At 59.2% G+C, this 11,319-nt stretch carries 10 protein-coding genes and 1 pseudogene; 5 read left to right on the top strand and 6 right to left on the bottom strand.

Features of this window, described 5'->3' with window-relative positions:
* Positions 1–263: aminotransferase class I/II-fold pyridoxal phosphate-dependent enzyme (locus ATY80_RS06685; RefSeq protein ID WP_141105540.1), on the top strand; the 263-nt coding region annotated here is incomplete at its 5' end.
* 5 nt (positions 264–268) lie between these two features.
* On the opposite strand, the gene ATY80_RS06680 is transcribed toward ATY80_RS06685, so the two are convergent.
* A complete protein-coding gene (locus ATY80_RS06680; RefSeq protein ID WP_141105539.1) occupies positions 269–523 on the bottom strand; it encodes a hypothetical protein in 255 nt (84 codons plus the stop codon).
* 295 nt (positions 524–818) lie between these two features.
* On the opposite strand from ATY80_RS06680, the gene ATY80_RS06675 reads away from it, so the two are divergent.
* On the top strand, positions 819–2,669 hold the full coding sequence (locus ATY80_RS06675) for an ABC transporter transmembrane domain-containing protein (protein ID WP_088691687.1): 1,851 nt from the start codon (positions 819–821) through the stop codon (positions 2,667–2,669).
* A 478-nt stretch (positions 2,670–3,147) separates the two neighbouring features.
* Here ATY80_RS06675 and ATY80_RS06670 read toward each other — a convergent pair whose 3' ends face one another.
* The 5 genes and pseudogenes from ATY80_RS06670 to ATY80_RS06650 form a co-directional block, all read right to left on the bottom strand.
* On the bottom strand, positions 3,148–4,227 hold the full coding sequence (locus ATY80_RS06670; RefSeq protein ID WP_088691686.1) for a glycine betaine/L-proline ABC transporter ATP-binding protein: 1,080 nt from the start codon (positions 4,225–4,227) through the stop codon (positions 3,148–3,150).
* Entirely contained in the window at positions 4,220–5,107 is an 888-nt protein-coding gene (locus ATY80_RS06665) for a proline/glycine betaine ABC transporter permease (RefSeq protein WP_088691685.1), read from the bottom strand. Before ATY80_RS06665 ends, ATY80_RS06670 begins: the two co-directional genes overlap by 8 nt.
* Before the next feature lie 96 nt (positions 5,108–5,203).
* Positions 5,204–6,205, bottom strand: a complete 1,002-nt coding sequence (locus ATY80_RS06660) for an ABC transporter substrate-binding protein (protein ID WP_088691684.1) — start codon at positions 6,203–6,205, stop codon at positions 5,204–5,206.
* A 70-nt stretch (positions 6,206–6,275) separates the two neighbouring features.
* Positions 6,276–7,069: pseudogene (locus ATY80_RS06655) on the bottom strand (pyrroline-5-carboxylate reductase dimerization domain-containing protein).
* A 12-nt stretch (positions 7,070–7,081) separates the two neighbouring features.
* Positions 7,082–7,711, bottom strand: a complete 630-nt coding sequence (locus tag ATY80_RS06650; protein WP_088691683.1) for a TetR/AcrR family transcriptional regulator — start codon at positions 7,709–7,711, stop codon at positions 7,082–7,084.
* Positions 7,712–7,855: 144 nt separating this feature from the next.
* On the opposite strand from ATY80_RS06650, the gene ATY80_RS06645 reads away from it, so the two are divergent.
* Genes ATY80_RS06645 through ATY80_RS06635 form a run of 3 tightly spaced genes read left to right on the top strand, consistent with a single transcriptional unit; the run spans position 7,856 to position 11,314 of the window.
* Positions 7,856–9,892, top strand: coding sequence for an NADH:flavin oxidoreductase (locus tag ATY80_RS06645; RefSeq protein WP_088691682.1), 2,037 nt, complete (start codon positions 7,856–7,858; stop codon positions 9,890–9,892).
* Positions 9,893–9,932: 40 nt separating this feature from the next.
* On the top strand, positions 9,933–10,568 hold the full coding sequence (locus tag ATY80_RS06640; protein WP_088691681.1) for a dimethylsulfonioproprionate lyase family protein: 636 nt from the start codon (positions 9,933–9,935) through the stop codon (positions 10,566–10,568).
* Complete coding sequence (locus ATY80_RS06635; protein ID WP_088691680.1) at positions 10,565–11,314, top strand: electron transfer flavoprotein subunit beta/FixA family protein; 750 nt, start codon at positions 10,565–10,567, stop codon at positions 11,312–11,314. Before ATY80_RS06640 ends, ATY80_RS06635 begins: the two co-directional genes overlap by 4 nt.
* The last annotated feature ends 5 nt before the right edge of the window (positions 11,315–11,319 follow it).

Raw genomic sequence — 11,319 nt, 5'->3', positions numbered from 1 at the left:
GCGGCATTCCGCATATGCCGAACCCGAGCCATATTGTCCCGGTCATGGTCGGCGATGCCGCCAAGTGCAAGTGGATCTCCGATCTGCTCATCGACAATTGCGGTGTCTACGTGCAGCCGATCAACTATCCCACCGTGCCGAAGAAGACCGAGCGGCTGCGCATCACCCCGACGCCGCTGCACAGCGATGCCGACATCGAGCATCTCGTCGACGCCCTGCATTCGCTCTGGTCGCGCTGCGCGCTCGCGCGGCAGGTGGCCTAGTCGGCTTAGATCTGGTCCAAGGCGAAGTCGCGGGCGATGTCGCGACCGATTGCCCGCAGGTGATTTGAGATTTCGGTCTTCAAGTGGTCCCTCGGACCAAATTCACGCAGAATTTCCTGAGCACGGGTTGCCGCGGGTTCCTCACGCGGCTCTCCCATAAAGTAGCCCGTACCGACGGACCACATATCGCATCCGGCACTGATCAGCGCCTCCACCAGGGAGGCTACACGCGCTGCAGAAGACGCCGACGATTCTACCAATTCCGGTCCTTGACGCGAGGTTCTTCCGTACGCCCTCGCGGATACATATCCCATAAATAGGGCTCATTTCCTTACGAAGAGTTAAGCGCAGTGCTGACGAGCCGCAGATGCGGGACGGGGTGCCATGTTCTCCGTCGGTGGCCGAAACCCGGATCGCTCGCTTCATTTCGGCAATCGATTGAGCCCAGGGCGTCCGGCCTCGAAAACGCTTTCCGATAATTGATCGTGATCAAAGACGCCGCAATCCGTCGGGTGGACAAGGGCACCATCACATTATCCGGAGATCAAGGCGTTGATGATAGCTCAGCACGACCGACAGACTGCCAGCCTCAAGGACCAGCCTCGTCAACGCAACGAGGCACCGCCCTCACGGAAGCAGGCCGCGGCTAGCCTCGTGCGGCTTGCTCCCTTCTTGCGACACCATGGCGGGCTGACGATCTGCGCCGCGCTGGCGCTCACCTGTGCCGCGTTGATTTCGCTCTCTTTGCCGATGGCCGTTCGTCGCATGATCGACAACGGTTTCGGGCAGGCCGACGGGGCGTTCATCGACAGATACTTCCTCATGGTAATGGCTCTGGCCGTCGCATTGGCCGTAGCAAGCGCGCTACGCTACTACTTTGTGACCACGCTCGGTGAGCGGGTCGTGACCGATCTTCGCTCCAAGGTTTTCGACCACATCGTTGGCCTTCCAGCTTGGTTCTTCGATTCCAATCACTCGGGAGAGATAGCCTCGCGCCTTGCCGCAGACGCCACCCAGATCAAAGCGGCAGTCAGCCTGTCTGCGTCCGTAGCTCTGAGAAACTCTATTCTGTGTGCCGGCGCGCTCGGCATGATGTTCGTCACCAGCCCGCGCCTGTCGACGATCGCGATTGGCGTCATTCCGCTCATAATCGCGCCACTCATCTACTTCGGACGATCCGTTCGAGAGAAGTCGCGCGCGGCACAGGATGCGCTTGCCAGCGCGTCGGCTTATGCCAACGAAATCATCGCGGCAAATCGAACCGTCCAGGCTTTCAATACGGAGGACGCGGCCCGGCAAAGATATGCGCGAGACGTCGAGACGTCCTATGACAGAGCCGTTATCGCGGCACGTGCCCGCGCGTGCCTGACGGGCGTTGCCATCGCTCTGATCTTCAGCAGCGTTGTCGGCGTGCTCTGGTTGGGCGCCCAAAGCGTCCTCGTTGGCACGTTGTCTGCGGGGAACCTGAGCCAATTTCTGATCTACTCGGTTATCGCTGCAGGATCATTGGGCTCGCTCTCGGAGGTGTGGGGAGAACTCGCGCAGGCCGCGGGCGCCGCCGGCAGGTTGTTCGATCTGTTGAATGAAGAGACACAAGTGCCGGAGCCGAACTCGTACACACCGCTTTCGGGTCCGATAACAGGCGAGATCGAAATCTCCGACCTGCATTTCTCCTATCCGACCGTCTCAGAAAAAGAGGTTCTCGCCGGACTGTCGATAAGTGTCGCTCCGGGAGAAACGATCGCGTTGGTCGGACCTTCTGGGGCCGGCAAAAGCACGGTCTTTTCGCTGCTGCTCGGGTTTTACCACGCCGATGCGGGCAAGCTTTCGATCGATGGAAGGGATCTGCGGTCCATTTCTCCACACGATCTTCGAAAGCAAATATCCATCGTTCCCCAGGATGTCACCATATTCGCCACCTCGATCTTCGACAACATCGCATTCGGGCGCCCGGACGCCACACGAGAGGACGTCATTGCCGCCGCCAAAAGTGCTCAGGCGCACGGTTTCATCAACGCATTGCCCAACGGATACGATACGGTGGTCGGCGAGCGGGGCCTCACTCTTTGCGGGGGCCAAAGGCAGAGGATCGCGATTGCCCGGGCCATTCTGAAAGATGCGCCGATCCTGCTTCTCGACGAAGCTACGGCGTCGCTCGACGCGCAGAACGAGCAATTGGTTCAGCAGGGGCTGGAGCAACTCATGGACAATCGCTCCACGATCGTCATCGCGCATCGGCTCGCAACGGTTCTCAAGGCAGACCGAATTTTGGTGATGGATGGAGGCCGGATCGTCGAGCAGGGCACCCATTCCTCGCTTCTGCGCAGCGGGGGACTCTACAAGCGTCTTGCTGAACTGCAGTTCAGGACACTGGAGGGACCTGAGCAAGATAAGGATGCGGCATAGGCGGATAGGGTCGATAAGCCTGCAGCAAGATGCTCGGCGCAGCCAAGCGAACCGCCGATCGATTGCCTGATCGGCGGGGGCGTCGGCTCAACCCCAATCATCCTGGTGTGACCGATCTCCCCTCAGGCGACATGCTGGTCGCAAGGCAGACCTTCTGTGGCATGTTGCCCGTGTGCGCACCGAAGACGATACGGTTGCGCAACCGGTGTCCATGGAGTTTGACCGAGGATAGAGCTTCGACGTCTAGGATTCTTCGGCGCAACTCGTGCGAAGGTGAGAGTTCGGCGACTTCTAGAACTTCAAGGAGTATGTGCGCCAGGGCCGTGACCGGCGATTGCTTTGCGTATGCATCGGATCAACCGCCAGACAGCAAACAACAGAAGAGGTCATTCGCGAGGTGGCTACCCGACGGCTGCGGCGGTCCGTCTTTCTGCGAAGTGTAGTCGGGATCGGGGGGCATCAAAGCCCCCTCCCTGGGTCAAAAAACGGCCGCGAGCGGGCGCGGGCGATGATCCTCTGCGTCCTGGTTGTTGACCATGGCGCTGGCAAGCTGGCGGAAAGTTACGACGCCGACAGGCTGCCCGGACGCAGAGACGACCGTGACGTCGCCATCGGGCGCGGACGCGAGCTTGCGAACGGCCTCTTCGACTGTCGAGCCGGTAACGATTGTCGTCCGGCCTGGCATAGCGCCTTCCTGCCAAGGCTGCATGATTGCTTCCACTTGCACGACGCGGCCCCTGTTGACCTCCTTGACGAAGTTCGCGACGTATTCGTCGGCTGGCCGCAAGACGATGTCCTGACTCGTTCCCTGCTGAATGACTTCGCCGTCGCGAAGGATTGCGATCTGGTCCCCCAGCCGAAGTGCTTCGTCGAGATCGTGCGTAATGAAGACAATCGTCTTTTTGATTTCCTTCTGAATGTCGAGCAGCACCGTTTGCATATCGGTGCGGATCAAGGGGTCGAGCGCAGAATAGGCTTCATCCATCAAAAGGACCGGAGCGTCATTCGAGAGTGCGCGCGCCAATCCGACGCGCTGCTGCATGCCGCCCGAAAGCTGGTTCGGGTATTTTTCCTCAAAACCCTTCAAGCCGACGCGCTCCAGCCACCGCATTGCAACGTCAACGGCCTTCGAACGCTCCACGCCCTGGACTTCAAGGCCGAAGAGCGTGTTGTCGAGAACGTTGCGATGCGGAAGCAGCGCGAATTTCTGAAACACCATCGCCGTCTGGTGCCTACGGAAAGTGCGAAGCTCAGTCTCGTCCATCTTGACGACGTCGATGCCGTCGACCAGCACTTCTCCCGCCGTTGGGTCGATCAGCCGGTTGATATGACGAATGAGCGTCGACTTCCCCGAACCGGACAGGCCCATGATGACCTGGATGGCGCCCGACGGCATGTCGATGTTGATATCACGCAGTCCAAGCACGTGAGCGTGCTTTCTGTTCAATTCAGCCTTGGTCAGTCCGTTCTGGACCGCCTCGATATGGGAACTGGCATTCGGACCGAAGATCTTGAAGAGATGGCGGATCCTGATGCCGCCGAAATCATGATCAGCCATGGACGATCTCCCGATGCTTCTGGAGTCGCGTGCCATATGCCTGGCTGACCCGATCGAAGATGATGGCGATGCCAACGATGGCAAGGCCGTTGAAAATACCCAGCGTGAAGTACTGGTTGGCAATCGCCTTCAGAACGGGTTGCCCAAGCCCCTGCACACCGATCATCGATGCTATCACGACCATCGCCAGCGCCATCATGATCGTCTGGTTGATCCCAGCCATGATTGTTGGCAATGCGAGCGGCATTTGCACCTTGAAAAGTTTCTGGGAATTCGACACCCCGAAGGCATCGGCTGCCTCAAGGACGTCCTTGTCCACCAGTCGAATGCCAAGGTCGGTCAGTCGGATCATCGGCGGAATTGCATAGATCACAACGGCGATGAGACCGGGAACACGGCCAATCCCGAGCAACATGACGACGGGGATCAGATAGACGAAACTCGGCATCGTCTGCATGACGTCGAGGATCGGATGGACAATTCGCTGGAACCGGTCCGAGCGCGCCATCAGAATACCGATCGGTAAACCGACCGCAATGGACAAGACCGTACAGACGAAGATCATCGAGACGGTCCGCATGGTGTCCTCCCACATGTCGAAATAGCCGATAAGCAACAACGTCACGAGACAGCCGAGCACGATCTTCAGGCTGCGGCTCGCTAGCCATGCAACAACGAGGATCATAAGCGTTATGATCGGCCACGGCGTCTGGGTCATGAAGCGGTCGACAGCGATCAGAAAGTGTTGCAACGGAGAAAAAAAGCTTTCGATCGCGTCGCCATAGGCCCGCGTGAACGCGCGAAAACTGTCATCGATCGCCTTCTTGAGATCGCGAAGCCTATCATCGTTCATATGCGGAAATTTGTAAAACCATTCCATTCGGTTCCCCTTTCTCTGAAAGAGCCGTTGCAAGTCTTTTGGTTATTTCCGGCTTTAGAAGTAGCGGCGCGTCAGAACGCGCCGCATATTCAACTATCAAAGCGAGGCTTCGATTTTCTTTGCTGCGTCTTCAGACACCCACTTTGTCCAGATGTCCTTGTTTTCCTTGAGGAAGTGCTTTGCACCATCCTCCCCGCTTGCCTGGTTGTCGGTCATCCACGCCATCAGCTTGTTGACAGTCTCGTTGCTCCACGAGCGCTTCTGCAGATAGGACATGACATCCGGGCCGGCTTTTTCGGAAAATGGCTTCGCCACAAGAGTGGCAATCGTGTCGACGGGCCAGGCGTTCGGCTTGGGATCTGCGCAATCAGCCACCGTGTTGCAGCGTTTCCATTCAGCAGCGTCGGCCGGAACACCAGCCTCGAGCTTCACCATCTGATACTTGCCAAGCAAAGCGGTGGGAGCCCAGTAGTAGCCAACCCAGCCCTGCTTGCGCTCGTATGCCTTCGCAATCGAGCCATCGAGACCGGCCGCGGAGCCCGTGTCGACAAGCTTGAAGCCCGCCTTTTCTGCATCGAAGGCTTTATAGAGCTGAGAGGTGACGATCGTGCCGCCCCAGCCTTGCGGTCCGTTGAAAATTGCCCCCTTGGACGAATCCTCCGGGTCGGGGAACAGTTCCGGATGCTTGAGCATGTCCGGAATGGTCTTCACATCAGGATGGGCGTCGGCGAGATATTTGGGGATCCACCAGCCTTGGACGCCGCCATCGGGCAGGGGCGAGCCAACCTTGACGATACGCCCTTCCTCGGTGCCCTTCTTCACGACATCGGGAAGGAGATCGACCCAGGCTTCCGGGGCGATGTCGGGTTCGCCTTTCTCGGCCATCGAGGTGATCGTCGGAACGGTATCACCGACGGTGATTTCCGCCTGGCAGCCATATCCCTCGTTCAAGATGATCTTATCGAGATTCGAAAGAACCTCGGCGCTCTGCCAGTTCATGCTGGCGATCGTCAGGGAGCCGCAGTCGGCGGCGTTCGCATATGAGGCCACTCCCAGCAGCCCGAACACCATGCAGGTGGATGCCAATAGTTTTTTCATTCCCGTTCCCTTTATTATTGCGGCACATTGTCTTGAGAGCGGGATGCCGCGTAGTCCCACCCTGCGATCATCATGGGGAATCTCCCATGCTCTCTGATTTCTTGAACGCGACGGACAATCCCCTGGAGACGGCGTCGTTGAAGCCTGCGGCACGCATTTCTTCGATTGCCGCCGCCGTCACCCCGCGGTAGTCCACAAAGGCACGCACGATGTCGTTCGGACATTCCTGGCGTTTTTCCAGAAGCCGACCCGTTCCCATCAGCAGCGCGATCACTGCGCGACGCGCCGTGTCGACGGAAAGTCCGTGGCCAACCGCATGCTCCATCATGGCCGATGCCAGCATGGATGAAAGGCGGGCCCAGTGCCCGAAAAGCCGGTTAGATAGTCGATGTCCCGTTCGCTCTTGACCTCGTCCTGGATTCCGCAGGCGCCAAAGATGGCTCTGACGATATTTCGATCGCATTCCTCGACAGCTTTCGATGCGATCCAAGGGGTGTAAGACATCAAGACTTCCGCCGCCGCATTGGGAAGCGCTCGCACGATCCGTTCGGTCTTGTGTCTTTGCCGCAGCGCGGAAATACGAATGCCCGCCATCACCGAGATGATCAGCTTCTGCTTCGCGTCGATCGAGACGACGTCCCAGTCCTGCGGTCGGACCGACATGATCACGACATCTGACCTGGCCGCCAGTTCCTGGTTATCTCGCGTCCAAAAGGCGCCGGGAAAGCGTTCCGGTTTCGCGCTTCGATAGGAAAGCGAGAGATTTTCTGACCGGACGATACCTGCATCGAGGATGGAGTTGGCAATTGCGCCTCCGAGCCATCCGGCTGCGCCAACCACTCCGACCCTCAGCGAGACGCTCATCGTCCTTTCCTCCTAACCGGGCTTGTATCCGTGTCGTGCGTAAAAGCGATCGAGCTCTCGCTGCTGTGGCCTCCCGCCGGTGTAGATCGCGATATATTCCGGAATTCTCTTCATGCGGAGGGCCACATCTTCCTTGGCTTGCATGGAGATGTAGCCGATCTGTACGAGGTAAGTCGTTCGTGCGCGAACGTCGGCCGTGTTCTCGGCGTGGCCGAAGCGCATGAACATGCGCGTGAGCGCCTCCATTCGGGTCCGATCGGCATCGCGGACCTCTGCGAGAATCTCGTCTGACTGGAGCGCCCAACTTCTGACGGCAAATTCGAACTTGCTGTCAAAAAGCCTGAAATCGAGCCAGCAGTCGAACACGTTCAGCATCGCCTCGGCCAGGGTCTCGGCATAGGCTTCCGACTGTTTGACGATGCTACCGGTATTCTTCTCGCGCCAACGCGACACTAGTCCAGCCAGCAGTTCCTCTCTATCCTTGAAGAACCAGTAGAAGCTTGTGCGAGAGAGATTGAGCTTCTTCGCCAGAGGCAGGATCTTCACGGAATCGACCCCAGACTCCAGCAGCGAGTCATAGGCCGCTTCCAGCCATCCCTCCTGCGATCCACGCCAGCCGCTGTCGCTTAAACTTTGGTCCATAGCCAACTCCTAGCAGATCGTTAAGGTCGACGCAATCAGAATGTACATTACTGTCAATGAACTTCGACTACAGTGTTTTCTTGATTGACACATATGTACATTACGCCTAGCGTCCGAAGCAATTCCTAATTCGGAGCACGACCGATGTCGAACGATCCCCTGCTGCAGCCGTACCAACTCAAGCATCTGACGCTCCGCAACCGCATCATCGTGACATCCCATGAGCCAGCCTATCCTGAAGACGGCATGCCCAAGGAACGCTACCGGGCCTACACGGTCGAACGGGCCAAAGGCGGTGTTGCCATGACGATGACGGCGGGTTCGGCCGCAGTCTCCAAGGACAGCCCGCCCGTCTTCAACAACCTGCTCGCCTACAAGGACGAGATTGTCCCGTGGATCCGGCAGATGACCGATGCGGTCCATGAGCAGGGTGCGGCGATCATGATCCAGCTCACCCATCTCGGTCGGCGTACGCGCTGGGACAAAGGCGATTGGCTCCCGGTCTTGGCACCATCCCATCATCGCGAAGCGTCGCACCGAGCGTTTCCGAAAAAGATCGAAGACTGGGATATCGAGCGCATCATCAAGGATTTTGCCGACGCAGCCGAGCGCATGAAGGCCGGCGGCATGGACGGCGTGGAACTGGAAGCCTATGGACACCTGATCGACCAGTTTGTCTCTCCGCTGACCAATGAGCTCGACGGTCCATATGGCGGACCGCTCGAAAACCGCATGCGCTTCTGTCTGGACGTGTTCAGGGCGATGCGCGAAAGGGTCGGCGACGATTTCATCCTCGGCATCCGCTACACCGCCGACGAATGCCTTCCAGGCGGCACGGGCAAGGCCGAAGGGATCGAAATTTCGAAGCGGTTGCGCGACAGCGGTCTCGTCGACTACCTGAACGTCATCCGTGGGCATATCGACACGGATCCTGGCCTGACCGACGTCATCCCGATCCAAGGCATGGCCAACTCGCCCCACCTCGATTTTGCTGGCGAGATCCGCGCTGCAACGAATTTCCCGACGTTCCATGCCGCGAAGATTCCGGATGTCGCTACCGCCCGTCACGCGATCGCGGCGGGCAAGGTCGATATGGTTGGCATGACGCGCGCGCATATGACGGATCCTCACATCGTCCGGAAGATCATCGAGAAGCGCGAGGACGACATCCGCCCCTGCGTCGGCGCCAACTACTGTCTTGATCGTATCTACCAGGGTGGCATGGCGTTCTGCATTCACAACGCCGCCACCGGCCGCGAACAGACCATGCCTCATGTCATTCCCAAGGCTTTGACACGCAAGAAGGTCGTCGTCGTTGGCGCCGGCCCGGCGGGCCTCGAAGCAGCCCGCGTCGCTGCCGAGCGCGGCCACGAGGTCATCGTCTTCGAAGCAGCGAACAATCCGGGCGGACAGATCCGCCTGACCGCCCGGAGCGAACGCCGTCGGGAAATGATCAGCATCATCGACTGGCGCATGGCCCAGTGCGAGAAGCACGGTGTGACCTTCCATTTCAATCGTTGGGCCGAGGCTGACACGATCACCGCGGCCGGGCCTGACGTCGTCATCATCGCGACGGGAGGCCTTCCTCACACAGAGGTTCTGACCAAGGGCAACGATCTTGTCGTCTCGTCCTGGGATATCATTTCCGGCGACGTGAAGCCGGGTTCGAATGTCCTCGTCTTCGACGATGCCGGAGACCATGCGGGACTGCAGGCCGCCGAGTTCCTTGCCAAGGCGGGCGCAAAGGTCGAGATCATGACGCCCGATCGCTCCTTCGCGCCGGAGGTGATGGCCATGAACCTTGTCCCCTACATGCGATCTCTGCAGAAACTGGATGTGACCTTCACAGTCACCTTCCGCCTTGAGGCCGCCGAAAGGAGCGGAAACGAGATCGTTGCCAGGGTCGGAAGCGATTACGGCGGGGTGTCGAAACAGCGTGTCGTCGACCAGATTGTCGTCAACCACGGCACGATCCCGCTCGACGAGCTCTATTTCGACCTAAAGCCACTTTCCAGTAATCTCGGCGAGACCTCCTACGACCAACTCCTTGCAGGTGAACCGCAGTCGATCGTGCGTAACACGGAAGGGAAGTTCCAGCTCTTCCGGATCGGCGATGCCGTCGCGGCGCGCAACACCCATGCCGCCATATACGACGGCCTGCGCATCGCAAAGGACCTCTAGTCGACGCTGAAACGCACCTTAAACGAACGGAGGTTTGCCATTGGCGGAACGTGGTGATCAGCTGCAGCTTCTTGTCGACGCCGCACATGTGGCATTCGACAAGCATGCCCATGATCCGCAAGCCCGGCGATCACTCAGTCAGGTCTTTTCGGCCCTCCAGTTGTCAGGCAAACAACGCCCGGGGAAAGGAAGCCGTTTACCAGCATGCCAGTTCTTGCCGATGATTTGCCTTGGTGCGGGTTCGCAGCTGCTGCGCGACCTTCATTCTCGGTTTCAGTCCATCGAGCCGCTTCTGACGTGGCGCCGCCGGCAGGACACGTCCGGTACCGCAAGCGGAAACTTTGAGGATGGGCACGCGAACGCGATGATCATCGGGCCCGGAGGCCTGGAAGAGCGCGATGATGTCTGGTTTGGTGCCACGCTGATGGCGCCAAACATGCGATATCCGGATCACGACCACGCCCCTGAGGAGGTTTATCTGGTGATGACTGCGGGAGAGTTCCAACACGGAGATTCTGCCTGGTTCTCACCCGGTATCGGCGGATCGTTCTATAACCCCCCGGGGATAAGACATGCCATGCGGTCGACGGATCAGCCGCTGTTTGCGTTCTGGGTGCTCCTGCCCAGGCGAAGCGATGGCTCAAACCCGAACTCTAACGAACAGGTACAGTCATGAAAATTCTCGTCCCCGTGAAGCGGGTGGTTGACTACAACGTGAAGATCCGCGTGAAGGGCGATGGCACCGGCGTCGAGCTTGCGAACGTCAAGATGTCGATGAACCCGTTCGACGAGATCTCGGTCGAGGAGGCGCTCAGGCTGAAGGAAGCCGGCAAGGCCGAGGAGGTGATCGTCGTCTCGATCGGTCCGGCCAAGGCTGAAGAGACGCTGAGGACCGCGCTCGCCATGGGCGCTGACCGCGCCATCCTCGTCGAGACCGATGACGCCGTCGAGCCGCTCACTGTCGCCAAGATCCTGAAGGGCGTCGTCGACGCCGAACAGCCGGGTCTTGTTATCGTCGGCAAGCAGGCGATCGACGACGATTCGAACCAGACCGGCCAGATGCTCGCGGCACTGCTTGGGCTCGCCCAGGCGACCTTCGCCTCGAAGATCGAGATCGGGGATGGCAAGGCGCAGGTGACGCGCGAAGTCGATGGCGGCCTGCAGACGATCGAGATCAAGCTGCCGGCGGTGGTGACCTCGGACCTGCGCCTCAACGAGCCGCGCTATGCCTCGCTGCCGAACATCATGAAGGCGAAGAAGAAGCCGCTCGACAAGAAGAGCCCGGCCGATTTTTCCGTCTCCACCGCGCCGCGCCTGAAGGTCCTGAAGACCGAGGAGCCGTCCGGCCGCAAGGCCGGCGTCAAGGTCAAGTCGGTCGCCGAGCTCATCGAGAAGCTCAAAGTCGAAGCCGGCGTCCTCTAGGGTTT

The sequence above is a fragment of the Rhizobium sp. R711 genome (assembly GCF_002211365.1).
GTDB lineage: Bacteria > Pseudomonadota > Alphaproteobacteria > Rhizobiales > Rhizobiaceae > Rhizobium.
This window is presented reverse-complemented; position numbering and strand designations above follow the sequence as displayed.

What these genes read in the sequence shown, in the direction of transcription:
- ATY80_RS06675 (WP_088691687.1), top strand. Translation starts at nt 819, where the DNA reads ATGATAGCTCAGCACGACCGACAGACTGCCAGCCTCAAGGACCAGCCT.
- ATY80_RS06670 (WP_088691686.1), bottom strand. Translation starts at nt 4,227, where the DNA reads ATGGCTGATCATGATTTCGGCGGCATCAGGATCCGCCATCTCTTCAAG.
- ATY80_RS06665 (WP_088691685.1), bottom strand. Translation starts at nt 5,107, where the DNA reads ATGGAATGGTTTTACAAATTTCCGCATATGAACGATGATAGGCTTCGC.
- ATY80_RS06660 (WP_088691684.1), bottom strand. Translation starts at nt 6,205, where the DNA reads ATGAAAAAACTATTGGCATCCACCTGCATGGTGTTCGGGCTGCTGGGA.
- ATY80_RS06650 (WP_088691683.1), bottom strand. Translation starts at nt 7,711, where the DNA reads ATGGACCAAAGTTTAAGCGACAGCGGCTGGCGTGGATCGCAGGAGGGA.
- ATY80_RS06645 (WP_088691682.1), top strand. Translation starts at nt 7,856, where the DNA reads ATGTCGAACGATCCCCTGCTGCAGCCGTACCAACTCAAGCATCTGACG.
- ATY80_RS06635 (WP_088691680.1), top strand. Translation starts at nt 10,565, where the DNA reads ATGAAAATTCTCGTCCCCGTGAAGCGGGTGGTTGACTACAACGTGAAG.